The organism is Parabacteroides distasonis ATCC 8503 (assembly GCF_000012845.1).
Lineage (GTDB): Bacteria > Bacteroidota > Bacteroidia > Bacteroidales > Tannerellaceae > Parabacteroides > Parabacteroides distasonis.
The window spans coordinates 1,575,327-1,601,161 of the sequence record NC_009615.1; the positions used below are offsets into that span (position 1 = coordinate 1,575,327).

Sequence of the window (25,835 nt, forward strand, 5' to 3'; positions counted from 1 at the left end):
TTAATTTATTCCTTTCCTCTATTTTTCTCCTCCTCTTTCTTGTAATCGATATACCGCTCCAAGGCCTCACGTGCCAGACGGCGGAAAAGTTCCTCGTCCGACAGATGGTCCCAAAGGAGATCTACCAAACGATAGTAAACGCTAAAGTGCATGTCCTTGCCTTTTTAAAAGAATTGTAAGTGTCACTGCCAATGCCTCCGCTTACGCGGATAATGGACTTGGTCAGTCTGGTGACTTGTAAAACCGTGGCGATGTAATCGCCCAAACGGGGAAATGATTGTCTGTGATACATGTCTGGTTTGTTATTATTTTTATACATCTATGTCCTTATGGATAGGCCCTAGTAATGCAAGTAATGCAGCACCTGTTTCCCACACACGTGCGTACATTATATAAAACAAGATATAGAACAAGAATTTTACACTAAACGATCGCAAACAAGGCATGGAACGATCCGGATGAGAAACGCTGGATAGCCGTATGAAAGTTTGATTCGACATATATAATGTACACGTGCGTGTGTGGGAAAAAGGTGCTGCATTACTTGCATTACTTGCACCTGTTTTCCCCGGCATCGGTTCCATCCCGTACGTATATCGGCATCGACTCACGCCTACGTTCGTATAGGCCTACACCGATATATGTGTGGGGCGACGTCGATATACGTGTAAAACGATGCCCTTATACGTATGCCACACTCATACGGTCTCGCTTAGCAATGGCAATCCCTCCACCTCTCTCTTATGCCAGCCTTGGTAATCAGACAGGGAAAACCCGGGGACGGTCAACTGTTTGTAATCCTTATCGTCTCTTCGCAAGATGTGCTTGCGGGCATACGCACGGAGCGAACGATCCGTCACGGAAACCATCACCACAGGAAACGGGTAGCCGAACAAGCGCATCGGCGTAACCTCGCTGTCCGGGAACGCACGGCGCAACTGATAGGCTGAGCACTCGAACGCCACCCAATAAGGACCCGTGCAATACAAATGGATGGAAGCAGTGTTCGTTCGCTCGCGGCTCATGATATCACCCAAATGCTCGTTCAGCAACGCCACCAAACGAACGCCAGAAGGAAGGGAAGACATGGTTTTTGAATTATTCATTATTCATTATTCATTATTCATTATGTCTCAGCCAGCGATCGCAATCGTCCAGCCGGCGGATCAAGGATAACTTGCTTTTCTTGGGCGAGGACTCACCTCGCCAAGGATCCACCACCTCATGCGCCATCTGCCGGTAAAGGGCGCTGTCCGTGCAACCGTAGAGCGTCACCAGCAACAAGGCACGGGATTGCGGAGCTTTCACCACCGGGAGCATACCACGCATCGTGTCATGTAAACGTGTGAACTCCTCCTCATCGCCCAACAACTTGTAGGCAGAAAGAAGCAATGAGTAGATCTTGCAACGCATCACGTCCGTCTCCGCACGGAGCGAACCGTAGGATCTCAATACCTCACACGCCAAGCGGGTATCCTCCTCAGCCACGCTACCGGAGGTGTGATAACGGCCCAATGCGTCGTGCAAGCCCTCCCGCAAGCGGTCGTTGTCCAGGTGCGTATAGGCGTGCTTGCCCTTGGTGTTCAGCTCGATCAGCTCATACTCGCCCGGCTTCACCTCCAACAAGGGGACCCACATGCAATCGAGGATACGCGCCATCACATCTTTATGCCCGCCACCCGGCTGGATCACTACCTCCGCCTCCATACCGGTAAAATAACCGGACGTGATACGCACGCGATCACCTTTTAGCAGGCGATTGCTGTCCGGCACATACACCGGAAGCTCGTTGGAATAAGATTCCGCCACCCAACGCAAGTTTCCCATCTCACTATCCGAGAGATAAGGGAAATGAGTCATGCCTCCGGAAGAGACCCGGGGAAGGAAATTGTATAGGGGAAGCGTGCGCTTCATCTGGAAGATCTCCTCCACCGAGGACCGGATAAACACGTAGTTGAACAGCAGGGGCCGCTTCGTGTTGACCATCTTGCCATCCACTTTCCTCACCTCCACATAGGAGGGGGCGAAATACTCGAACAACGTCTCCCCACGACGCTTGCGCCGGGAAAGCTCGGCATCCAAGCTTTTAGCGGGGCTGATCTTGTCACGTCGCGCCACACCCGTAGTAGGAAGCGTGAGCACGTACCAGCGTACAGTCTTCAAGTCATGATGCTTGCCAACTCGCGCCGTACCCCTCTCCGAGCAACCGTCTCTCAAAACATTCATCATTATGATTATCTTTTCCTAAGATTATATCAAGATCTCCACTCAAGCCTCACGACAATTCAAAGCCCTACCAAGAGCGCCCTATTTACTCCTGATAAACAACACTTTATGTTTTAAAAAATGGCTTTTCTGAAAATCACCATCGCTTGAAATATTAAGCTACTTGGGAAGTAGCCTAAAAGGTAGGAGAATGGTTATTACCCAGTTGTAGAGACGGGGCACGCCCCGTCTCTACAAGAATGTATGTTCGATTTTTAGGAGGGACGTGATGATGTAGGAAATACGAGATCATTTCGTCTCTATTGCCATGTCTATGCACTAGGAATAAGAACGAAGATTTAAGGAGAATCAAGGTCGGAGCACAAACTAATGAACAAACTAAGCCTTATGATTGCTTGTTATTTGTTATTTTTTATTACTTTTGCGCCGTGAAAGAATACGCTACTTCCCAAGTAGCAAGCCTCTTACCCCACTTTGGGTATCGGTTTACACACGCTCTCAAAACAATTCCGGTTCACTGTCGACAAACGTTCCAACGAGAAGCTCTTCAAATAGATCTGTGTTGTCTTAATAGACTTATGCCCCAACAACTCACTGATAACCTCGATCGATACATCTTGTTCCTTCAAGAACGAGGCGAATGAATGACGGATCGTATATGAGGTGACCGGAAGCGTAACGCCTGTCGATCTCGCCAACAACTTCAAGTCACGGTTAAAGCGGGACAAGGTCCTGTTATATTCTTTGTAGGCCGCCTCACCGGTTCTCCTTCCACTCAAAAAAGGAAATAAATAAAGGGATTCCTTTGCCGTACAAGCGGACAACTCATCCAACAGCCGCAACGCCCCGGAGGGAATCTCCAGCTGTATGAGAGACCCGCTCTTTTGTCGGTGATACTGCAATATCCCATCCCGGATATTCTCCCATTTCAAATGCGTGAGATCCACAAACGCTATCCCGCTGAACGCGAACATCAACCGAACGGTCAACTGTACACGCCGCAAGGACGGATCCTCCAACGGGGCGTTAAACATACGCTCCAGCATCTCTCGCGGCAACGCCTTCTTCCGCTTGCTTTCAACGCCCGTGAAGACATCTTTGAACAGGTTGGGTACAAAGGGAGCCTCGTTCGCCTCCACGGCCAAGTTATAAATGTGACGAATCCGACGCATATAGGTAGACACCGTATTCAACGAACGGCCCTTGTCCAACAACCATGACTGATAGCACAAAAGCCTGTTCCTATTAATATAGGCATAAGGAATCGCCTCCATACCGCAAAAGCACTTGAACGAGTTCAAGGCATCTTGATAACTCTTCGCCGTGGAATACCGTTTTTTCTCACGCAGACAAGCCATGTAGATGGACAGGCCCATAACAAAATCTTCTTCTTTTTTCATATCTTCTCCTTAATAAAAAGGCCAAAAATACTACCTTTGTACACTGTGTAAATAAAATCTATACAGATGAAGCAACACCTACGACCGATTATGTTTGTCGGAACCTGCTCTGATGCGGGTAAAAGCGTTATCAATGCGGCGTTTTGCCGTATTTTCAAGCAAGATGGTTATCAACCGGCACCGTTCAAGGCACAAAATATGTCCCTCAATTCCTACTCTACCCCGGAAGGCGGCGAGATGGGCCGGGCGCAAGTCGTACAAGCGGAGGCCTGCGGTATTTCCCCGCATACGGATATGAACCCGATATTACTAAAGCCGACAAATGATAAAAGCTCGCAAGTCGTATTAAACGGAAAGCCAGTCGGCAATATGTCCGCCAAGGATTATTTCGGGATACAAAACCAGAAGGAGGAGCTATTTAAGGAAGCCATCGAAGCCTTCAAGCGTCTGGAAGCTCGCTATAACCCGATCGTATTGGAAGGAGCCGGAAGCATCTCCGAACTAAACCTGCGAGACCGGGATATCACCAATATGCGTATGGCGATCGCTGCCGGAGCCTCTACCTATTTAGTTGCGGATATAGACCGTGGGGGCGTATTCGGCTCTGTATATGGAACGATCGCTTTATTACGACCGGAGGAACGAGTGTTAATGAAAGGGGTTATCATCAATAAGTTCCGTGGAGACGCCTCTTTATTCGAAGAAGGACGGAGCCTATTAAAGGAATTGACTGGGATTCCCGTGGTCGGCGTAATTCCATGGTTTCGGGATATCAAGATAGAGGAAGAGGATTCCGTAGCGTTGGATATGAAAAATAACACTTATAAAGACGGGAAAATCAATGTAGCTATCATCCTGCTGAAACGAATGTCTAATTTCACGGATTTTGATGTATTGGAGATGGACCCCCGTTTCAATCCGTATTATACCAACAATATCGATGAGATAGAGAAAGCCGACATCATCCTGCTCCCCGGCTCAAAGAATACGTTATCGGACTTACAAAGCCTGCGGGCCAATGGGATAGCGATGGCGATTATCCGGGCGCATAAAGCGGGTAAAAAGGTGATCGGTATTTGCGGTGGCTATCAAATGATGGGAGTCCGCTTGGAAGATCCGGAAAGTATCGAGGGAAATATCCCGGCGATTCCCGGTCTCGGTCTTCTGCCTCAATGCACAGTCATCGAGCAGGAGAAGATCACGAGACAAAGCGACTTTGCTTTCCTCCCCTCCTCGGAGAATAAGGATTGTAAAGGATACGAAATACATATGGGACGAACCACCTTATTGGGCGACGCCCCCGAACAGCCCGTAGCCCGACTGGAAGACGGACGAACGGACGGATATTACCTCAACAACCGATGCTGGGGAAGTTATATGCATGGTATCCTTGATAATCCGGCCGTATTGGACAACTTAGCTGAGGGCTTTGACACGGAAACGACTACAGGCCCTTTCGATTATGCCGCTTTTAAGGAAGAGCAGTATGATAAACTCGCCGCCCTCGTAAGGGAGCACGTGGATATGGAATATATTTATAACAGTATTAAAAACTAATATCATGAACAGACGTACTTTTATGCAAAAAACCGGACTTATCATGTCCGGACTTACTTTATCGCCGCTTATCGGTAAATCGTATTCCTCCATATACGGACAAACCGCCCCTAGCAACAAAGTAAAGGTAGCCCTCATAGGATGCCGTAGCATGGGATACGGGGATTTGAATACTTTTCTTGATTATCCGGAGACGGAATGCGTGGCTCTTTGCGATGTCGATGACGAATGGTTAAACAAACGGGCTGCCGACGTTGAGAAGAAAACAGGGAAAAAAGTACCTCACTTATATAAGGACTGGCGACGAGTAATCGATAATAAAGACGTAGATGTAGTCATTATCGGTACGCCGGACCATTGGCATTGCCTTCCGACGGTCTGGGCTTGCCAAGCGGGAAAAGACGTATATGTAGAGAAGCCGCTCTCCAATACGATCGAGGAATGTAACCTGATGGAAAAAGCCGCCCGTAAATATAACCGGATCGTACAGGTAGGCCAATGGCAACGTAGCGACCCGCATTGGGACGAGGCGGCTAATTTCTTGAAAGCCGGAAATATCGGACGGATCCGTACGGTCAAGGTCTGGGCTTACCAAGACGGCAAGCCGACACTTCCGGTTAAACCGGATTGCGACGCTCCCGCCGGTGTGGATTACGATATGTGGCTAGGCCCGGCTCCTAAACGTCCGTTCAATCCTTATCGCTTTCATTATAATTTCCGTTTTTTCTGGGATTATGCCGGAGGCTTGATGTCGGACTGGGGTGTACATTTACTGGATTATGCCCTAGAAGGTATGAACGCGGGCCTTCCCAGCCGTGTATTCTCAGGCGGTGGCAAGTTCGCCTATCCGAACGACGCTATGGAGACACCCGATACTTTAATGGCGACTTATGCCTACGATGATTTTAATATCATCTGGGATCACGCCTGTGGAATCAATCACGGACTCTATAACCGTAAGGAAGGATTAGCGTTCTATGGGGAGAATGGTACGATGGTACTCGACAGGGCCGGTTGGGAAGTCATACCAGTCGTATCCAATAACGTAGCCCGCATGGAAGCCGTTCCTTTCAAGAAAGGAGAAGGCAAAGGACTTTATAATCATGTGGGAAACATGTTGAGCTGCATTAAAAGCCGTGAGCTTCCGAACGCCGATGTCGCTATCGGTGCCCGTGTAGCGAAGATGGCTCATCTGGCGAATATCTCCTGCCGGGTTCAACGGGAAGTTCATTGGGATGATAAAAACAATTTGTTTGTCGGCGATAACGAGGCTACCGCCTTGTCGAAAGCCTATTACCGGGCACCTTGGGAATTACCTAAATTGTAACAATCGCAGCATAACGTTAAAATTTTGACAAACAATAAACAATGCCCTAGTAAGCTTGTTAGAACTATAAAAAACGAACAATACGTTTAATTCTAAATTAATACAGCTATGGCAAAAGAAAGCGTCAAAATTTTAAGAGGGAAATTGGATGTCGACAATTTATTATCTCAACTAAACGCCGCGTTAGCGGAAGAATGGCTAGCATACTATCAATATTGGGTAGGAGCCTTGGTCGTTGAAGGAGCCATGCGTTCCGACGTACAAGGTGAATTCGAGGAACATGCCGAGGAAGAAAGGCATCACGCCCAATTATTGGCAGACCGGATCATCGAATTGGAAGGAGTTCCGGTACTTGATCCGAAACAATGGTTTGAATTAGCCCGATGCAAATATGATTCACCGACAGACTTTGACGTAGTAAGCCTTCTGAACCAGAATGTCGCCTCCGAGCGTTGCGCCATCTTGCGTTATCAAGAAATCGCTAAATTCACGGACGGCATCGACTTCACGACTTGTGATATCGCTAAGCATATCTTAGCTGAGGAAGAAGAACACGAGCAAGATCTGCAAGACTATTTGACAGATATCGCACGTATGAAAAAATCTTTCCAGAAATAATTTAGGAAAGGGAAAACTCTTTACAACAAAAATCCCTTGAGAGAATGTCTTAGAGACATTCTCTCAAGGGATTTTAATTTCAAGCACATTAATGCTTTGTCCCATGCAACAAAGCGTCATATAATAAGGCATCCGCCACTTCCAAAGCGATTTCCTCGTCTTTCAGATTCCTCAAGATCGTCAAACCAAACTCAAACATAAAACCCGGCCCCTTGCTTGTGATGATATTTCCATCCTGCTCTACTCCATTATCCGTAGGGATAGCGCCTACCATTGTTGGCTCGAAGAAAGGAAAACAGGTAGCCCTTTTCCCTTTTAGCAATCCAAGACCACCTAAAACCATCGGTCCGGCACAGATAGCACCGATTAATACGCCTTCCTCCGTTTTCTCCTTGACTAATTCTTTCAAATGGGCATGCGCATTTAAGTGGTTGCTTCCGGGTATTCCACCCGGCAAGATCAAGGCATCGACGCAACTGAAATCCGCCTCCTCGAACAGATAATCAGCCATTACCGGAATATCATGAGCTCCTATCACCAATCGGTCACCCGTAATAGATACCATCATAACCCGTACACCACCACGCCTCAAGACATCAATCGTACCCAAGGCCTCTATTTCCTCAAAGCCTGTCGCTAAAAAGACAACCGCATTTTTCATTTCTTTTTTATTTAATATAGTTGACATTCACTTAAAACAGAAGGATCATCCTTCTCCACAACAGCCTTATCCGTAACAACCAATGGTAAGGTGAACCAGAAAGTGGAACCTTTGCCAAGCTCAGATCGCACACCGATCTCACCACCCAACTGCTCTACAATCATCTTGCAGATCGGTAGTCCCAAACCAGCCCCTTGATAAAAATCATCCAATTTCACGAAACGCTCGAAAACAGACTCCAGCTTTTCCTCTGATATCCCGATTCCGGTATCCATGACAGAGACACGTACGAACATATCTTCCACCTCATAAAAAAGCGAGATAAAACCTTTGGAAGTAAACTTAATGGCATTAGACAAGAGATTTAACAAGACCTGTTCTACCCGGTGCGGATCGATCCACAGACGAACAGAAGGCATGGCGACCGAGTTATATAATAATGCCACATCGGAAGTCATCTTCAAGGATTGTACCACATAGGCCTCTTGGCAAATATCCCTCAACTCAACTTCCGACACGTTATAGTTTAACCGACCGGACTCGATCTTCGACAAATCCAAGATATCGTTAATCAGTTTCAACAATAAATCGCAATTCTTATTTATAATCGAAAAGTATTCCCTTTGCTCACTGGCATTAGTCGTTTCCGTCACGAGATGGGCAAAGCCAACGATAGCATTCAGCGGAGTCCGGATCTCATGGCTCATATTAGCGATAAAAGCGTTTTTCATCTTATCCGCCTCTTGCACTTTCATCAGCGCCAACTGGTCCTGACGCTGCTCCGTGATATCATTCAGCATGACCAATAACAGAGGCGAGGCTCCCGGGTCCGGATTCGTGATCAGTAAACGTACGATATTTACGATTCTCACCTCTCCATTCGGTTTCTCATACTCGACCATTTCCTTTACCATACGTCCCGTCTTGATCGTATGGTAATCTTCCGTTCAGATCTCATGCGCCCGCCGGGAATCAGGGAAAAGCTCGAAATCCGTCTTCCCTAAGATATCTTCCGCCTTGACCCCCGTAAATTCCTCCGCCGCCTTATTAAAATAGATATACCGGAAACCGTTGAAAATATCTTTCACCGTGATCTCCACAAATACGTTCGACAAGATCGTATCCATCAAGATATTTAAGAAGTTGATCGTATGCTGGCTTTGGCGCATCTCAAGTTCGTTATCGCTCGCGGATGGTGTCAAAGTGGCTTTTTCCAGATCGGCTTCCAGTCTCTCAATCCTTTGAATCAACTCTTCTTTGGAAAGGTGGTCATATTTTCCCATGGCCCATACATAAAGTTAAATTGCGTAATGGACAAAAATAACTATTATTTTTTTATTTACAACGGCTTACCGCCTAATAATTCTTATTTTCAAAAGGTCATTACTAATATTTTGACACAAAAGCATGGCGTTATCCAAAATAAAAGATACATTTGCAATCTAATTTCATGAATTAAACACACTCTAATTGAAAAAACGATGATGTATTGGCAGAAAGAAATAGAAACCATGGATCGTAAAGATCTGGTAAAATTCCAACTGGAACGACTGAAACAAACCATAGAACTAGCGGGCAACTCCCCTTTTTACCATAAGATATTCAAAGAGAAAGGAATTACCCCGGACAGTTTTCAGTCCTTGGAGGATTTACAAAAACTTCCGTTTACAACGAAAGATGATCTTAGAAATAACTATCCGTTCGGATTGGCTGCCATCCCATTACAGAAATGCGTACGTATCCACTCTTCCAGTGGAACGACAGGTAATCCTACCGTTGTCTTACATTCCGCCAAGGACTTGGACCAATGGGCTAACCAAGTAGCTCGTTGCATGTATATGGTAGGGCTAAGGGATACGGACGTATTCCAGAATACATCCGGCTACGGCATGTTTACCGGTGGCCTCGGTTTCCAGTATGGAGCAGAAAAATTAGGTGCGTTGACAGTGCCTGCGGCGGCCGGTAATACCAAACGACAGATTAAGTTCATCACCGATTTCGGCACCACCTGTTTACATATCATACCGAGCTATGCCACTCGTTTGGCCGAGGTTATGTATGAGGAGGGAATAGACCCCAGAAAGGATACCAAACTACACACCGTATGTATCGGTGCCGAGCCTCACTCGGAAGAACAACGTAAACGCATCGAGCAGCTTCTGGGTGTCAAGGCTTACAACTGTTTCGGTATGTCGGAGATGAACGGGCCGGGTGTAGCGTTCGAATGTACGGAGCAGAACGGCTTGCATATCTGGGAAGACAACGTGATCGTAGAGATCGTAGACCCGGTTACCTTGCAACCGGTGCCCGAGGGAGAGGTCGGAGAATTGGTATTAACCACCATCAACCGGGAGGCGATGCCTTTACTCCGTTATCGTACCCGTGACCTTACTTGTATCTTACCGGGCGATTGCCCTTGCGGACGTACCCATAAACGCCTAGCCCGTTTCAAAGGACGTAGCGACGATATGATAATTTTGAAGGGTGTGAACCTGTTCCCCATCCAAATCGAAAAGATATTGATGCAATTCAAGGAATTGGGCAGCAATTACTTGATCACCCTCGAAACGATCGGCAACAGCGACGAGATGTTGATCGAGGTAGAGTTGAGCGACCTATTCACCGATGATTATTCAGCCTTACAGCGTTTGACGAAAGGTATCACCCGTCAGTTGAAGGACGAATTATTACTTACACCACGTATCAAGCTGGTAGCCAAGGGATCTTTGCCAACCACAGATGGCAAGGCGGTACGAGTGAAAGATCATCGCAAGCTTTGTTAAATAAACAATTAAAATAACACCTTATGACAGTCAATCAAATTTCTATTTTCCTAGAAAACAAGTACGGGAAATTAAGCGAGATATTAGCGTTATTGGCGGAAGAGCGCATCCGCATCATCGCAGCCACCGTAGCCGACACCTCCGAGTATGGAATCCTTCGTATCATCGTAAGCGATCCCCAGAAGGCATACAAGATATTAAAAGAAAACAACGTCAGCGCAAACCTGACCGACGTATTAGCGATCGTAACCAGCTCATGCGCCGGAAGTTTTGCCAATACATTATCTTATTTCACGAAAGCGGGCATCAGCATAGAATATATGTATTGTTTCTCCATCCGGGAAAAAGCGATCTTGATCTTGCGTACGAACAACCGGGAAAGCGCCCGTGAGGTAATCCGCCATCAGAATCTCGAGTATATCTGTGAAAGTGATCTAATAAAACTTTAATAGGCACGGATATATGTTCGGAATCAGCGACCCCGGTATTTGGCTGGCTTACCTTCTAGCGTTCGCCTGCCTCCTATTTTCTATTTGGTTCGGGATAACCACTTGGAATAAAGAAGACGACGAAAAAACAAACCCTACTAAAGAATCACGAAAATGAGTACGCTAACATTAGGCATTATTGTCATTATTTACATGTTTGTAATCGCTTGGTTAGGGTATCTCGGATACAGGCAGACGAAAAACGCCAGTGATTATTTATTAGGCGGACGAAAAGTAAACCCCATTATCATGGCCCTGTCTTACGGGGCGACCTTTATCTCGGCATCGGCGATCGTTGGTTTCGGTGGCGTAGCCGCTACGTTCGGCATGGGTATTCAATGGCTTTGCTTATTGAACATGTTCATGGGCGTAGTGGTAGCCTTTATCTTTTTCGGACGAAGGACCCGGAAGTTAGGCGAGGCACATAACGCACGGACTTTCCCGCAATTATTGGGATTACACTATAAGTCCCGGTCTATACAGATCTTCATCGCCTCGATCATTTTCATCGGCATGCCCCTCTACACCGCCGTGGTGATGAAGGGAGGAGCCGTCTTCATCGAACAGATGTTTCACATCGACCTTCATCTGGCCTTGTTGATCTTCACCTTGATCGTAGCGGCCTACGTGATTACGGGCGGAATCAAGGGAGTACTTTATACGGATGCGTTGCAAGCGGTTATCATGTTCGCTTGTATGCTATTCCTGCTATTTTGGTTTTACCATATCATGGACATGGGCTTTATCGAGGCAAACCAGAAGTTGACGGATATCGCCCCCATGGTGCCCGAACGCTTCAAGGCCTTGGGACATCAAGGATGGACAGCTATGCCCATCTCAGGCTCTTCACAATGGTATACATTGGTTACCTCATTGATCCTTGGCGTAGGAATCGGTTGCTTAGCGCAGCCACAACTAGTCGTACGCTTCATGATGGTGGAAAGTACCAAGCAACTCAACAGGGGCGTATTGATCGGTTGCGTGTTCTTGATTGTCACGGTAGGGGCGATTTATCACGTGGGAGCCTTGTCTAATTTGTTTTTCCTCAAGACGGAAGGTGTAGTCGCCTCCGAGGCGGTAAAAGATATGGACAAGATCATCCCCCTATTTATCAATAAAGCGATGCCGGAGTGGTTCGGGGCGGTTTTCATGCTTTGTATTCTCTCTGCCAGTATGTCTACCCTTAGCGCACAATTTCATACCATGGGAGCGGCTTTCGGGGCAGACGCATTCCCCAAACTAGGACGTAGCAAAAATCCGAACTCTACATTAGGTGTACGTATCGGCGTGCTATGCTCTATCTTGGTCAGCTACGTTATCTGCTATACGCTAAGCGCGAGTATTATCGCACGAGGCACCGCCTTGTTCATGGGTATTTGCGCGGCTACATTCCTACCTACCTATTTCTGCTCGTTATATTGGAAAGGGGCTACCCGGCAAGGGGCCTTGGCCAGCTTATGGGTAGGAGGCTTGGCCAGTTTATTCGCCATGTTGTTCCTTCATAAGGCGGAAGCGGCTCCGGTAGGACTTTGCAAGGCTTTATTCGGACAAGACGTCTTGATCGATGTATATCCGTGGCATGCGATAGATCCGATCTTATTTGCTTTGCCATTATCGGCGATAACGATTGTTTTGGTTAGCCTAGCGACTCAAAAGAAGGCTTTTTAGCTTTTCTTATGAACCTCAAAACACTAATTAGCATTTATTCTATTGACAGATATATAGAAAACAGTACATTTGCACTGTGGTTTTTTCATAATAGTATTAGATTTAAGGTTAACAAAGTTGGTTAGGGGTTGCCGGGAGGCAATCCTTAATTGTTTTATAGAGGTCTAGATATGATTAAATACATTTTTCTACTATTCATACTTTGTTGCTCCGGTTGCCGGCACGCACAAACGGAAGATACCGTAATCAAGGTTTCGGTACTTCGTGGTCCATCCGTTATCGCATTCGCCGATTGGCTTGAGAATCCTCCAATTATAGATAACAAAAAAGTACAAGTAAAAGTGGTAGACTCGCCTGATCTGGCGCAAGCCTTACTGATCAAGCAGGAGACCGACATAGCCGTACTCCCCATGATCAATGCGGCGAACTTGTACAATAAAGGGATCAAGATCAAACTAGCGGGGTGCCCGATCTGGGGAACCCTTTACCTCGTTGAGAAAACTCCCTTGAAAGAACCGGCATTGTATGTATTCGGCAACGGTACGACTCCCGATATCCTTACCCGGTACTATCTCGGCCGCCAACGATTAGATTATCCTTTGAATTACGCCTTCAATACCGCCGGGGAAATCACCCAAGGCATCTTAGCCGGAAAAGTAAATCGTGCCGTGCTCGGGGAACCGTTTCTAAGCATCGCTTTACGGAAAGACAGCAGCTTACGAATAACCGCGGACTTGAATCACTTAACAGACAACGATACCCTCGGATTCGCCCAAACAGCGGTCGTATACACCCCGACGATGGAGAAATATCGTATCGCTTTTGAGGATGCCTTACGAGCCTCCTGCCAAAAAGCCGTACGATATCCGAAAGAGACCATCCATTCTTTGGAAGAACATGGAATCTTCGCCCAAGGGGCCTTAACTCCTAAGAGTATCGAGCGGTGTAAAATCTATTATTTATCAGCTATCGAGGCGAAAGACGCCGTCATGGGTTTCCTACGTCTCATCGAACAGTATGAACCCAAGGCCGTCGGCGGGAGGCTTCCCGATGCCGGATTTATCCCCGAAAAACAATGAGATTGCGAAAAACAATCACTACGATAGTCGCTACCGCTATCCTCTTGGCGGGATGGCAACTATTCGCCGTTATAGCCAACCAACCGGAGCTGATACCTTCACTTCCCCGGCTCGTACGGACACTTTGCGAATGGCTCGTCTCCGGTAGTTTCTATCAGTCGGTCGGAGCTACTATATTCCGGGGAATCTTAGGCATGTCGATCTCATTCGTTTGTGCGATAGGGATGGCCGGGTTATTCGCCCGTTTTGAGTGGGTGTATGAATTATTCAGACCTCTGCTTGCCATCATGCGCTCGATCCCGGTCATATCCTTCATACTTTTGGCGCTTATATTCCTAAATCCGGAAAGTATCCCTTTGATGATCGCCTTTCTCACCATGTTCCCGCTACTAACAGAGAATCTGACACGGGGAATCCTCGATCTACGTCCGGGTTTATCCATTATGGCACGTCAGTTCCATATCAAACGTTCCAATGTCTTATTCCAGATCATCTACCCGCAGCTAAAGCCATTCTTATATAGCGGACTTGCCTCCGCCGCCGGATTCGGCTGGCGTGCGATCATTATGGGAGAAGTCTTGTCGCAATGCGCATTCGGAATCGGAAGCGAGATGAAAAGGGCGCAAAACTTTATCGCTGTCCCTGAGCTACTCGCTTGGACAATCGTGGCGGTATTCATCAGTTTCTTTTTTGACAAAGGAATTAGCAAAGTCGCTGATATCACCCCTAAAATATCTTTCGCGAATGAGGATCAGACCATCCCGACCCCTACATTATCAGTTTTAGACACGAAAGATATAAGTTACCAATACGGCATACAGCACTTTTCCCATTCCTTTCAAAAAGGGATTATTTATGGAATTAGCGCACCTTCAGGCAAAGGAAAAACAACGTTATTAAACCTAATCGGAGGTATCTTATTGCCTACGGAAGGAGAGATACATCCCACAAGACACTTTGGAATCGCCACCATATTCCAACAACCGCAACTCCTGCCCCATCTAACCGCAGAAGAAAATATCATCCTCCCCCTCTCCTCTTTTCTCACGGAGGAAAAAGCCCGGCGAATTGCCCAAAAACACTTACAGGAAATGGAAATGGAGCCCTTCGGGAACCGATATCCTAAAGAGCTTAGTTACGGACAGCAACAACGTATCGCTATAGCTAGGGCATTGGCATACCCTTCTCCTCTCCTTTTGATGGACGAGCCGTTCAAAGGCTTGGATGAAGCCTTAAGCCATCGTATTATAGAACGAATACGAGAAAAGCAAATGAAAGAAGAACGGATCATTCTTTTCACGTCACATAATCCGGATGAGATTCGGTTGTTGGCGGATGAGGTGATTTACCTATAAATTCCAACCAAACTTGAATGTCTTATTTCACTTTCATCGGTTGGCAAGGTATCGTAAACCAGAATGTAGAGCCCTTTCCCTCCTCCGACTCAACCCCGATTTTACCTTTCAACTTCTCAATAATCGTCTTGCAGATAGAAAGACCTAATCCTGTTCCTTGCTTAAAGCTGTTCAATTTCACGAAACGATTGAATATGCTCGCTTGAGACTCCTTACTGATTCCCATACCCGTATCCGTTACGTAGACATAGATACCATCATCGGTCAAACGATAACCAAACCGTATAGAACCCGAGCTGGTGAACTTCACGGCGTTGGAAAGGAAATTGGTCAAAACCTGAGTCAAACGGGTCTTCTCCGACACAATACAATAGTCATTACCGTCCGACTCAAAGATAACCTTTACACCCGGGGCCACTCTCAAGGCGAAAGCTTGCTGCTGGGGAGCGAATATCTCACTCAAACGCAGGGTCGTATAAATAAACTCCATCTTTCCGGACTCGATCTTCGAGATATCCAAGATATCACCGATCAACTGCAACAAAAACTCATTGCTACTCTCTATGATCCTCAGATATTCCTTTTTTTCCTCCTCATCGTCACTCTCCGCCAATAAGGTGGAAAAGCCGACGATGGCATTTAAAGGGGTACGTATCTCATGGCTCATGTTAGCGATAAAAGCGGACTTCATCCGGTCGCTCTCTTCCGCCAAACGCTTAGCCTGCACATCCGCCTCGTGCCGTTTATCGACGGTCATATCCCGAAGGATTCCGATCGAGCGGATCGGCTTGCCATCCGGATCGGCCTCATAGACCTCACCGATCTTCTCCAACCATACATACTCATCCGAGAAATAACGACAAGGGAAACTGAATCGCATGGAATCGATCTCGCCCCGCATGAAAGCGGTTGTAATATTCTCGTATACCTTCCGGTAATCCGGATGGATCTTCTCCGTAAAACTAGCGTGGGTGATCTGCACATGCTTGATCTGGCCGTTTTCTTCCAAGGAAAGCTCCGCCGTACCGTTTACCAAATCCCAAAGCCACGGGTAGATCTTACCCGCTTGACAAGCGAGCGCCAAGCGCTTATTATAGCTATGCAACTCCTCCTCGACCTGCCTTTGCTTTGTAATATCCCATGAAATCCCTACTAAATAAGGAGGCTTATCCTCACGGGGCGCTAGCAGTTTCATCGTATCCATAGTACGCAAGATACCTTTCGGATCGATCATTTGCTCCACGAAACGCTGCATCTTACCCGTTTTCACCACCTCCTCGTCCATATCCCTGAAAGATTGGGCGACGACCGGATCTAGAAATAGGTCAAAATCTGTTTTCCCGACCACATCATTATGATATCGTCCGTAAAGTTGGTTCATCAAAGGGCTGGAGTACACGTACCTGAAATTATCACCCGTATCCTTCACGAAAAAGTAGATGGGCAACGAGTCCACGATATTAGATAACAATCCTGCTAAATCCCTATAATCCTGTTCCAAAGTTTTGTTCTCCGTAGTATTAACTTCCATGTTGATTTTTTTAATCAAAGGCTTGAATATTCCGGCCGTAAAATTCTTGAAAATTAATGAAAGATACAAATAATAAGCCCAAGAAGTGAGCATCCCGACCGAAAATATAAGCAAAACCGTATATTTGTACTCCAATTCTAAGAAAACTAGATATGACAAACGTATTTCACACGCTTATAGCCCGTTTTCTACAAATTCCGGAAGGACAAGTGGAACGGACAATCGGGCTCTTGAACGAAGGCGCTACCATACCTTTTATAAGTCGTTACCGGAAAGAGGTGACCGGAGGATTAGACGAGGTGCAAATCGGTGCCATCAAAGATCAACTGGATAAACTGACGGAACTGCGCAAACGAAAGGAAACGATCCTCGCCACGATAGAAGAGCAAGAGAAACTTACTCCCGAGCTCCGGAAACGCATCGAGGAGTCTTGGGATAGCACCGAGATCGAGGATTTATATCTCCCTTACAAACCGAAACGGGTCACCAAGGCGGAGATCGCACGCCGAAAAGGACTGGAGCCCTTGGCTAAGATCGTTATGATGCAAAACGAGAATAACCTATCCGCACGTATCAAGAGCTTTATCAAGGGGGAAGTGAAAAACGCCGAAGAAGCCTTGCAAGGGGCACGGGACATTATCGCCGAATGGATCAACGAGAACGAATCGGCACGTAACACCGTACGTAACTCTTTCGCTCATACCGCCATGATCACATCCAAAGTGATCAAGGGGAAAGAAGAGGAAGGCGCCAAATACCGGGATTACTTTGATTTCAGCGAGCCTTTGAACCGGGCCAGTTCCCATCGCTTATTGGCTCTCCGACGGGGAGAGGCGGAAGGTATCCTTCGTGTAAGTATCTCTCCCGACGCGGAATCTTGTCTGGATCGCTTGAACCGGCGTTTCGTAAAAGGTCGTGGAGAGGTTTCCGAGCAAGTGGCTACAGCTGTCGACGATTCTTTCAAACGCCTGCTGAAACCCTCTATCGAGACGGAGTTCTCCAACCAGAGCAAGGCGAAAGCCGATGAGGAGGCGATCCGGGTATTTGCCGAGAACCTCCGGCAATTGCTGCTCGCTCCTCCCTTGGGACAAAAACGGGTATTAGGCGTAGACCCCGGATACCGTACCGGATGTAAGTTGGTCTGTCTGGATGCGCAGGGGAATTTACTGCATAACGAGGCGATCTTCCCGCATCCGCCCCAGAACGAGAAGGGCAAAGCCGCCGCTAAGGTCGCCCAGTTAGTAGCCACTTACGCCATAGATGCCATTGCCATCGGTAATGGTACCGCCAGTCGTGAAACCGAGCAGTTCATCACGAATATACGATACGACCGCAAGGTACAAGTGTTCGTAGTCAGCGAGAACGGAGCCTCTATCTATTCTGCGTCCAAGATCGCTAGGGAGGAGTTTCCCGAATACGACGTCACGGTACGCGGAGCTGTCAGCATCGGTCGCCGGCTGATGGACCCTTTGGCCGAGTTGGTCAAGATCGACCCGAAGAGTATCGGTGTCGGCCAATACCAGCACGACGTAGAGCAAAACGCCTTGAAAAAGAGTCTGGATCAAACCGTGGAGAGTTGCGTGAATTTAGTAGGTGTAAACGTGAATACGGCGAGCAAGCATTTGTTGACTTACATCTCGGGATTAGGCCCTACGCTAGCGCAAAACATCGTGAATTACCGGGCGGAGCACGGACCCTTCACTTCCCGGAAAGAACTGATGAAAGTCCCCCGTATGGGAGAGAAAGCTTTCGAGCAAAGCGCCGGATTCCTACGGATACCCGACGGAAAGAACCCGTTGGACAACTCAGCCGTACACCCCGAGAGCTACCCGATCGTCGAACGGATGGCCAAGGACCTAAAATGCTCGGTAGCCGACCTGATCACCGACAAAGCGCTTAAAAAGAAACTAAAACTAACGGACTACCTTACGGATAAGGTCGGGATGCCTACCCTGCTTGATATCATGGAGGAACTGGATAAACCGGGCCGTGATCCCCGCCAAACGATCCAAGTATTCGCGTTCGATCCTACGGTGAAAACGATCGAGGATTTGAAAGAAGGGCAAGTATTGCCCGGTATCGTGAACAACATCACCAACTTCGGTTGTTTCGTCGATGTAGGGATCAAGGAAAACGGGCTTGTCCATATCTCCGAGCTGGCGGATCGTTTCGTAAGCGATCCTACCCAAGTGGTCTCCATCCATCAGCATGTCAAGGTGAAGGTTCTAAGCGTAGACCTATCCAGAAAACGTGTTCAATTATCCATGAAAGGGATCTAAACGATGAAAGAGAAGATTAATAAGACAAACGTGGCACGCCTGCTGGACAAGGCTAAGATCGCCTACCAGCTCGTGCCTTATGAAGTAGACGAGAATGATCTGAGCGCTACGCATGTAGCGGAGCAGCTAGGGGAAGATATCGCCCAAGTATTCAAGACCTTGATCTTGCATGGCGATAAGAGCGGTTATTTCGTATGCGTGATCCCCGGAGCGGACGAGGTGGACTTGAAAAAGGCGGCCAAGGTATCCGGGAACAAGAAATGTGAGATGATCCCCGTGAAAGAGTTGTTACCACTCACCGGTTATATCCGGGGAGGATGCTCGCCTATCGGCATGAAAAAGCATTTCCCTACGTATATCCATCCTACGGCATCCGGCTTCGATAAGATCTATGTAAGCGCCGGACAACGAGGCTTGCAGATACAGATAGCCCCCGCCGATTTAATCAAGGTGGCGCAAGCTATAGAAGCGGATTTGATCGCATGATCTAACATCGCTGAGAGTACTTCGTAAGAAGTACTCCAGTACTCCGCAAAGAGTATCGCAGTACTTCCTAGGGAGTACTGGAGTACTCCTTATGAGGGACTGAGATCAAACAGCACATGATATCTTAGAATTTCTTAAACGTATACGTTCTTCCTTCGCAGCTCATTACCAGATTCGTCACAGATGACTGCTCGATCGTGAAAGTTTGTTTAGGTGAGGTCCAATCCGTATAACGCATGAATTGTTCCAAAGGTGTACCTCCATAGTTGACCAACTCCAGATCCAGTCTCGTATCTTCCTCCAACGTCTTATAACCGAAATTCGTACGATATACGTCCTTTGCCGGGTCATATAATTGGTACTCGAACAAAGAGGTCTGGAAGTTATACCAAACCGTATCCACCGTCTGGACCACCCCATTCGCCTCTACGGTTTTCAATTGCCATTTTCCTTCCAGCTTATGTTCCACCTTATTACAAGACACCAACGCCACGACAAAACAAGTTATCGCTATCAAATTTTTCATCATAATCCTCGTACTTATATACCTATATTGATTTGAAACGTCAAAGAAAAGAATTAATTTCCAAAGGACAAAGTTTTTAAGGATATCCTAGCCACAAATACCCAGAACTTTTTCTTCCTTCCCTTTGTTAATTGGGTAATTACAATACAAATATTATCCAATATGAAAACATTTATTGATAAAATGGATTATGCGGTCAAGAATTGGTGGTTATCACTATTGGTCGGACTGCTTTACATCATCGTCGCTATTTATTTAATGTTCGCGCCATTGGCGAGCTACGTAGCGCTTAGTATCTTATTCAGTGTCTCTATGTTCGTAAGCGGCTTGTTCGAGATCGCTTTCGCCTTGGCGAACAAAAAGGGTATCAGCAGTTGGGGATGGTATTTGGCCGGAGGTATTATCGATTTGATCTTAGGTATATTCTTGATGGCAAGCCCGGGACTTAGCATGGAGGTGCTTCCGTTTGTCTTGGCATTCTGGCTTATGTTCAGAGGCTTCTCGGCTACCGGTTACTCGATGGACCTGAAACGATACGGTACACGGAACTGGGGTTGGTACATGGTCTTCGGTATCTTGGCTATCCTTTGCTCCATCGGTGTTATCTGGCAACCCGCCCTAGGGGCCTTCACGTTGGTTTACATGATCGCTTATGCCTTATTAATAATAGGTATATTCCGTGTCATGCTATCCTTCGAACTGAAAAGCTTGCATAAAAGAAATAAGGAAGCACAAGCGGAATAAGTCTGATTCAAGGATTAATTGGTCTATTTTTAAATTATCCAGTAAGTCAACACCACTTTTATTATTTTTGTGTTCAATCATTAATAAATTAACGGATGAACGCAAACTTACCACAATTAGATTTGCCCCGGGATTATGTCGTAGGAAACGACATTACCGAGGCAATCTTAAACTTTTACAAGCAGACTTGCCGGTTAAAAGCAGGTATTTTCGTGTTATGCGTTGAAGGAAATTTACGGGCTTCCATCAACTTGACGGAGTACACGTTGAAACCGAATGATTTCATCACCTTGATGCCGGGAAGCATTATTCAGTTCTGTGAGCAGAAAGAGAGTTTCCGCCTTTCCTTTATAGGATTCTCATCCGAGTTCATGGACTGCGTGAACATGATAAAGTCTACGATGAGCGCCTTACCTACTATCTACGAGAATCCGATCATATCACTGAGTGAGGACCGGGCGGACTTCATTAACGATTATTTCCATTTGCTAGAGCGGGTACAAGCGAAAGAGAAATCCATAAACAGGGAGATGGTGAAACATATCCTGCTTACCATGATCCATGGGATCAGTGATTTGTATCAAGGAAAATCATGGCCTAACAAGATAACGACCCGTAGCGACGAGATCCACAAGAAATTCATCCAACTGGTGATGAAAAATTATACCTCAAAGCGACAAACGGCTTTTTACGCCAGCCAACTAAGTATTTCTCCCCAGCATCTCTGCATGATCATCAAGCAAAAGACCGGACGTTCCGTATCCGATATCATAGCCGATATGATAATCATGGACGCAAAATCGCAATTGATGGCTACGGACTTGACTATCCAAGAGATATCTTACTCCTTGAACTTCCCGAATGTATCCTTTTTCGGTAAGTACTTTAAACGGTACGTAGGCGTATCTCCACAGAAGTTCAGAAACAGTTAAGATAAAATTTAAATGTAACAGAAAAAAAATATCACTTTTTGCTTGTAGTTTCCAAAAAAGCGTTACTTTTGCTGCGTATTTAAAAACAAACAGACAATGAATCGATTTAGCTTTACATATTACTTTTATTACTTTTACTTTAGCAGAGTAAGGGCAGGAGTTTGTATGTAAAGCGTTGATGATTGAATATAAATATCAATAAAATATAAAGTCCTGCCGGTTTCGGTGGGACTTTTTTTGTTTGTAACAGTTTAGAGTAAAAATAGAGAAACAAGATGAAAAAGAAAGTAGCAATACAGGGAATAGCCGGTTCGTATCACGACATCGCCGCCCGTAATTATCATGAAGGTGAAGAAATAGAAATCATCCCTTGCAATACGTTTCGGGATGTTATCACGACGATCAAGAAAGACCCGTCCGTACTAGGCATGATGGCCATCGAGAATACGATAGCGGGAAGCCTCCTTCAAAACCATGAGCTGATCCGTGAGAGCGGGCTGAGTGTTACCGGCGAGTATAAGCTACGTATCTCCCATTCCTTAGTAGCGCTTCCGGGAACCTCGATACACGAGGTAACAGAGGTCAACTCCCATCCGATAGCGTTGATGCAATGTACCGATTTCCTCGATACTCTGCCCAACGCCAAGGTGGTAGAGAAAGAAGATACCGCCATGAGTGCCCGGTGGATCTCGGAGAACCAACTGAAAGGACATGCGGCGATATGCGGGAAACTGGCCGCCCAGATCTACAAGATGGAAGTCCTTGCCGAGGGGATCGAGACTAACAAACGGAATTTCACCCGCTTCCTCGCTATAGCGGACCGTTGGACGGCGGATGAGATGCTTCGAGGAACCGATAAAAACAAATCCTCTCTCGTATTCGCTCTTCCCCACACTTCCGGCAGCCTTTCCAAAGTCCTCTCCGTTCTCTCTTTTTACGACATGAATCTCTCTAAAATACAATCCTTGCCTATTATCGGGCGTGAATGGGAATACTTGTTCTACATTGATCTTACTTTCACGGATTTCACCCGTTACAAACAAGCGTTGGACGCTATCAGACCATTAACAAAAGACTTAAAAATATTAGGCGAATATGCAGAAGGAAAACAAAGCGTGTAATATTACACCCGCTAACCGTGTAGGTAGCGTACAGGAATACTACTTCTCCAAGAAGCTGAAGGAAGTAGCCGAGATGAACGCCGCAGGCAAGAACGTCATTAACCTTGGCGTAGGCAGCCCCGACCTTCCACCTTCGGAACAGACCATCGAGACGTTGTGTGAACATGCCCGCAAAGCGAACGAGCACGGTTATCAGCCGTACGTGGGCATACCGGAACTGCGTAAGGGATTCGCCGATTGGTACAAGACGTGGTATAACGTAGACTTGGACCCGAAAACAGAGATCCAACCACTCATCGGCTCCAAAGAAGGTATCTTGCATATCTCGCTGGCATTCTTGAATCCGGGGGATGGCGTACTGGTTCCGAACCCGGGATATCCGACATATAGTTCCGTCAGCAAGCTAGTAGAGGCTCGTTTGATCCCTTACGAGTTGAAAGAGGAATTGGGATGGCAACCGGATTTCGAGGAACTGGAGAAAATGGATCTCTCCAACGTAAAGCTGATGTGGACCAATTACCCGAATATGCCCACAGGGGCGAACGCTAGCGTAGAGCTATACGAGAAACTGGTGGCCTTCGGCCGGAAGCACGGTATTATTATATGTAATGATAACCCCTATAGCTTCATCTTGAACGAGCATCCGCTAAGTATCTTAAGCATACCGGGAGCCAAAGAGATCTGTATCGAGATGAACTCCATGAGTAAGGCTCATAATATGCCGGGTTGGCGTATGGCGATGCTGGCTTCCAACGCCCAATTCGTCCAATGGATACTGAAGGTAAAAAGCAATATCGACTCCGGGCAGTTCAAGCCGATGCAATATGCGGCGGTAGAGGCCCTAAGCGCAAAGAAAGAGTGGTACGACAATATGAACCGTGTCTATCGTAGCCGCCGGAACCTTGCCGGACAAATCATGCGTACTTTGGGATGCGAGTACGACGAGAACCAAGTAGGTATGTTCCTTTGGGGACGTATCCCCGACTCCGCCGAGAGCGGCGAGGCAATCGCCAACAAGGTGCTATACGAGGCAAACGTATTCCTTACGCCGGGATTTATCTTCGGTAGCCGTGGCGAGCGTTATATCCGTATCTCCCTTTGCTGCAAGAACGAGACTTTAGAAGAAGCCTTGAAGAGAATTGAGAATTTATAACTGAAAATTGAAAATTAAAATATAGATCACAAAGATGGAAATGAAGATTGAACCGTTAGCATTACCGGGAGTTGACACACAACGTCCTATCGTAATCGCAGGCCCTTGTAGCGCCGAGACAGAAGAGCAAGTGTTAGAAACAGCCCAAGGATTAGCCTCCAGAGGCGTTAAGATATTCCGTGCGGGTATTTGGAAGCCTCGTACGAAACCGGGTGGATTCGAGGGCATCGGAGCCGAGGGATTGGCTTGGTTGAAGAAAGTGAAAAAAGAGACCGGCATGCTGGTATCTACCGAGGTAGCGACTAAAGATCATGTATTCGAGGCATTGAAAGCCGGTATCGATATCCTTTGGATCGGAGCACGTACGACGGTAAATCCATTCGCTGTCCAAGAGATCGCCGACGCGTTAAAAGGGGTTGATGTACCTGTATTGATCAAGAACCCGGTTAACCCGGACTTGGAGTTATGGATCGGAGCGTTCGAGCGTTTGTACGGAGCGGGCATTCATCGTTTGGGTGCTATCCATAGAGGTTTCAGCTCATACGACAAGAAAATCTACCGTAACCTTCCGTTGTGGCATATTCCTATCGAGCTTCGCCGCCGTATGCCGGACCTGCCTATTTTCTGTGATCCTAGTCACATTGGTGGTAAGCGTGAGTTGGTAGCCCCACTTTGCCAGCAAGCGATGGACTTGAGTTTCGACGGCTTGATCGTAGAGTCTCATTGTAACCCGGATTGCGCATGGAGCGACGCTTCCCAGCAAATCACCCCGGATGTATTGGATTACGTATTGAACCTATTGGTGATCCGTGACGTAAACCAGACTACCGAGAACCTGACCGCTCTTCGCCGCCAGATCGACGGTATCGACGAGCAATTATTGGAGCTTTTGGCTAAACGTATGCGTATCTCCAAGGAGATCGGCGTTTATAAGAAAGAGCACAATATGCCGATCTTACAGTCTCCCCGCTACAGCGAGATCTTAGAGAAACGCTCCTGCATGGGTGAGCAAATGGACCTGAGCCCGGACTTTGTAAAGGAGATCTTGAAGGAGATCCATGAGGAATCCGTGCGCCAGCAAATGATTATCATGAACGAACAATAATTTATAAGATGAAAATATTGATTTTAGGCGCAGGAAAGATGGGTTCTTTCTTCACCGACCTGCTTAGTTTTGATCATGAGGTAGCCGTATTGGAGAAAGATCCGAAACGTATGCGTTTTATCTATAACGCCCTTCGCCTACAAAGCCCGGAAGAGGTTAAGGATTTCAATCCCGAGTTGGTCATCAACTGCGTGACGTTAAGTTACACGATAGAGGCTTTCAAGGCCGTAATGCCTTACTTGCAGCCATATTGCATTATTTCCGATATCGCTTCCGTGAAGACTTATTTGAAGGAGTTTTATGAGACATGCGGTTTCCCGTATGTCTCCACTCACCCGATGTTCGGACCTACATTCGCTAATCTGGGACAACTGGAGAAAGAGAATACGATTATTATCTCCGAGGGCGATCATCTGGGCAAGATCTTCTTCAAGGATATTTATTCCAGCCTCCGCTTGCATATCTGCGAATACACGTTCGAGGAGCACGATAAAGTGGTAGCCTACTCACTAGGTATCCCATTCGCCTCCACTATGGTATTTGCCGCTACGATGAAGCATCAGGATGCCCCGGGTACCACTTTCAAACGCCATATGAAAATCGCCCGCGGCCTTTTGTCCGAGGACGATTTTCTATTGACCGAGATCCTTTTCAACCCCCGTACCCCTCGCCAAATCGAGCGGATACAAGAGGAATTGCATATCTTGCAAGAAATCATCAAGGATAAGGATTCCGAGAAGATGAAAGAGTATCTGACCAAGATACGGAAGAATATCGAATAAGAAATTAAGAAGGT

Annotated in this window: 26 protein-coding genes; 17 read left to right on the forward strand and 9 right to left on the reverse strand. The window is 46.8% G+C overall.

Translation table 11 applies throughout. The features are described 5' to 3' along the window. Positions 1 to 5: 5 nt before the first annotated feature. From BDI_RS21010 to BDI_RS06795, 4 genes are all read right to left on the reverse strand, one after another. Positions 6 to 152: a hypothetical protein gene (locus BDI_RS21010; RefSeq protein ID WP_172580097.1), complete on the reverse strand. Its 147-nt coding sequence runs from the start codon at positions 150 to 152 to the stop codon at positions 6 to 8. A gap of 546 nt (positions 153 to 698) precedes the next feature. Further along, positions 699 to 1,088 carry a hypothetical protein gene (locus tag BDI_RS06785; RefSeq protein WP_041525567.1) on the reverse strand — a complete coding sequence of 130 codons (390 nt, stop codon included), beginning with the start codon at positions 1,086 to 1,088 and terminating at the stop codon, positions 699 to 701. Positions 1,089 to 1,119: 31 nt separating this feature from the next. Next, positions 1,120 to 2,229: a transcription termination/antitermination protein NusG gene (gene nusG / locus BDI_RS06790; RefSeq protein ID WP_011966420.1), complete on the reverse strand. Its 1,110-nt coding sequence runs from the start codon at positions 2,227 to 2,229 to the stop codon at positions 1,120 to 1,122. Between the two features lie 461 nt (positions 2,230 to 2,690). Beyond that, positions 2,691 to 3,626: a tyrosine-type recombinase/integrase gene (locus BDI_RS06795; RefSeq protein WP_008781222.1), complete on the reverse strand. Its 936-nt coding sequence runs from the start codon at positions 3,624 to 3,626 to the stop codon at positions 2,691 to 2,693. Between the two features lie 66 nt (positions 3,627 to 3,692). Between BDI_RS06795 and BDI_RS06800 the strand changes: the two genes are divergently transcribed. From BDI_RS06800 to BDI_RS06810, 3 genes are all read left to right on the forward strand, one after another. Continuing rightward, complete coding sequence (locus tag BDI_RS06800) at positions 3,693 to 5,183, forward strand: cobyric acid synthase (RefSeq protein WP_005856411.1); 1,491 nt, start codon at positions 3,693 to 3,695, stop codon at positions 5,181 to 5,183. A gap of 4 nt (positions 5,184 to 5,187) precedes the next feature. Continuing rightward, positions 5,188 to 6,510, forward strand: a complete 1,323-nt coding sequence (locus BDI_RS06805; protein ID WP_011966421.1) for a Gfo/Idh/MocA family protein — start codon at positions 5,188 to 5,190, stop codon at positions 6,508 to 6,510. 108 nt (positions 6,511 to 6,618) lie between these two features. Then, a complete protein-coding gene (locus BDI_RS06810; RefSeq protein ID WP_005856408.1) occupies positions 6,619 to 7,128 on the forward strand; it encodes a ferritin-like domain-containing protein in 510 nt (169 codons plus the stop codon). A gap of 88 nt (positions 7,129 to 7,216) precedes the next feature. On the opposite strand, the gene BDI_RS06815 is transcribed toward BDI_RS06810, so the two are convergent. The 3 genes from BDI_RS06815 to BDI_RS21170 are packed head-to-tail and all read right to left on the reverse strand — an operon-like array spanning position 7,217 to position 9,072. After that, positions 7,217 to 7,789 carry a DJ-1 family glyoxalase III gene (locus BDI_RS06815; RefSeq protein WP_005856403.1) on the reverse strand — a complete coding sequence of 191 codons (573 nt, stop codon included), beginning with the start codon at positions 7,787 to 7,789 and terminating at the stop codon, positions 7,217 to 7,219. Between the two features lie 11 nt (positions 7,790 to 7,800). Continuing rightward, the gene (locus BDI_RS06820) at positions 7,801 to 8,703 is read right to left on the reverse strand and encodes a sensor histidine kinase (protein WP_011966422.1); all 903 of its coding nucleotides are present in this window, start codon (positions 8,701 to 8,703) and stop codon (positions 7,801 to 7,803) included. Positions 8,704 to 8,736: 33 nt separating this feature from the next. Continuing rightward, positions 8,737 to 9,072, reverse strand: a complete 336-nt coding sequence (locus BDI_RS21170; RefSeq protein WP_227742543.1) for a PAS domain-containing protein — start codon at positions 9,070 to 9,072, stop codon at positions 8,737 to 8,739. Between the two features lie 198 nt (positions 9,073 to 9,270). On the opposite strand from BDI_RS21170, the gene BDI_RS06825 reads away from it, so the two are divergent. From BDI_RS06825 to BDI_RS06845, 6 genes are all read left to right on the forward strand, one after another. Next, positions 9,271 to 10,572, forward strand: coding sequence for a phenylacetate--CoA ligase family protein (locus BDI_RS06825; protein WP_005856399.1), 1,302 nt, complete (start codon positions 9,271 to 9,273; stop codon positions 10,570 to 10,572). A gap of 23 nt (positions 10,573 to 10,595) precedes the next feature. Then, on the forward strand, positions 10,596 to 11,021 hold the full coding sequence (locus tag BDI_RS06830) for an amino acid-binding protein (protein ID WP_011966423.1): 426 nt from the start codon (positions 10,596 to 10,598) through the stop codon (positions 11,019 to 11,021). 13 nt (positions 11,022 to 11,034) lie between these two features. Beyond that, positions 11,035 to 11,178: a symporter small accessory protein gene (locus BDI_RS21405; protein ID WP_005856393.1), complete on the forward strand. Its 144-nt coding sequence runs from the start codon at positions 11,035 to 11,037 to the stop codon at positions 11,176 to 11,178. Further along, the gene (locus BDI_RS06835; protein WP_011966424.1) at positions 11,175 to 12,728 is read left to right on the forward strand and encodes a sodium:solute symporter family protein; all 1,554 of its coding nucleotides are present in this window, start codon (positions 11,175 to 11,177) and stop codon (positions 12,726 to 12,728) included. The genes BDI_RS21405 and BDI_RS06835 overlap by 4 nt, the downstream gene beginning before the upstream one ends. 170 nt (positions 12,729 to 12,898) lie before the next feature. After that, positions 12,899 to 13,807 carry an ABC transporter substrate-binding protein gene (locus BDI_RS06840; RefSeq protein WP_009017879.1) on the forward strand — a complete coding sequence of 303 codons (909 nt, stop codon included), beginning with the start codon at positions 12,899 to 12,901 and terminating at the stop codon, positions 13,805 to 13,807. Beyond that, positions 13,804 to 15,162 carry an ATP-binding cassette domain-containing protein gene (locus BDI_RS06845; protein WP_011966425.1) on the forward strand — a complete coding sequence of 453 codons (1,359 nt, stop codon included), beginning with the start codon at positions 13,804 to 13,806 and terminating at the stop codon, positions 15,160 to 15,162. The genes BDI_RS06840 and BDI_RS06845 overlap by 4 nt, the downstream gene beginning before the upstream one ends. Before the next feature lie 22 nt (positions 15,163 to 15,184). Here the strand turns inward: BDI_RS06845 and BDI_RS06850 are convergent, their stop codons facing one another. Further along, positions 15,185 to 16,693, reverse strand: coding sequence for a sensor histidine kinase (locus tag BDI_RS06850; protein ID WP_022192859.1), 1,509 nt, complete (start codon positions 16,691 to 16,693; stop codon positions 15,185 to 15,187). A gap of 152 nt (positions 16,694 to 16,845) precedes the next feature. On the opposite strand from BDI_RS06850, the gene BDI_RS06855 reads away from it, so the two are divergent. Next, positions 16,846 to 18,972, forward strand: coding sequence for a Tex family protein (locus tag BDI_RS06855; RefSeq protein ID WP_011966427.1), 2,127 nt, complete (start codon positions 16,846 to 16,848; stop codon positions 18,970 to 18,972). Positions 18,973 to 18,975: 3 nt separating this feature from the next. Next, positions 18,976 to 19,458 (forward strand): Cys-tRNA(Pro) deacylase, encoded by a 483-nt coding sequence (gene ybaK, locus BDI_RS06860; RefSeq protein WP_005856380.1) that lies wholly within the window; start codon positions 18,976 to 18,978, stop codon positions 19,456 to 19,458. A 124-nt stretch (positions 19,459 to 19,582) separates the two neighbouring features. Here ybaK and BDI_RS06865 read toward each other — a convergent pair whose 3' ends face one another. Next, positions 19,583 to 19,987 carry a lipocalin-like domain-containing protein gene (locus tag BDI_RS06865; protein ID WP_005856378.1) on the reverse strand — a complete coding sequence of 135 codons (405 nt, stop codon included), beginning with the start codon at positions 19,985 to 19,987 and terminating at the stop codon, positions 19,583 to 19,585. Between the two features lie 159 nt (positions 19,988 to 20,146). On the opposite strand from BDI_RS06865, the gene BDI_RS06870 reads away from it, so the two are divergent. The 6 genes from BDI_RS06870 to BDI_RS06895 all read left to right on the forward strand — a co-directional run bounded on the left by BDI_RS06870 (position 20,147) and on the right by BDI_RS06895 (position 25,821). Continuing rightward, positions 20,147 to 20,728, forward strand: coding sequence for an HdeD family acid-resistance protein (locus tag BDI_RS06870; protein ID WP_005856375.1), 582 nt, complete (start codon positions 20,147 to 20,149; stop codon positions 20,726 to 20,728). A gap of 95 nt (positions 20,729 to 20,823) precedes the next feature. Next, complete coding sequence (locus tag BDI_RS06875) at positions 20,824 to 21,660, forward strand: AraC family transcriptional regulator (protein ID WP_005856373.1); 837 nt, start codon at positions 20,824 to 20,826, stop codon at positions 21,658 to 21,660. A 275-nt stretch (positions 21,661 to 21,935) separates the two neighbouring features. Then, positions 21,936 to 22,781 (forward strand): prephenate dehydratase, encoded by an 846-nt coding sequence (locus BDI_RS06880; RefSeq protein WP_005856371.1) that lies wholly within the window; start codon positions 21,936 to 21,938, stop codon positions 22,779 to 22,781. Continuing rightward, positions 22,756 to 23,934, forward strand: a complete 1,179-nt coding sequence (locus BDI_RS06885) for a pyridoxal phosphate-dependent aminotransferase (RefSeq protein WP_011966428.1) — start codon at positions 22,756 to 22,758, stop codon at positions 23,932 to 23,934. The genes BDI_RS06880 and BDI_RS06885 overlap by 26 nt, the downstream gene beginning before the upstream one ends. Before the next feature lie 34 nt (positions 23,935 to 23,968). Next, positions 23,969 to 25,039, forward strand: a complete 1,071-nt coding sequence (locus BDI_RS06890) for a bifunctional 3-deoxy-7-phosphoheptulonate synthase/chorismate mutase type II (RefSeq protein ID WP_005856362.1) — start codon at positions 23,969 to 23,971, stop codon at positions 25,037 to 25,039. Between the two features lie 8 nt (positions 25,040 to 25,047). Next, complete coding sequence (locus BDI_RS06895) at positions 25,048 to 25,821, forward strand: prephenate dehydrogenase (RefSeq protein ID WP_005856360.1); 774 nt, start codon at positions 25,048 to 25,050, stop codon at positions 25,819 to 25,821. Positions 25,822 to 25,835 lie beyond the last annotated feature (14 nt).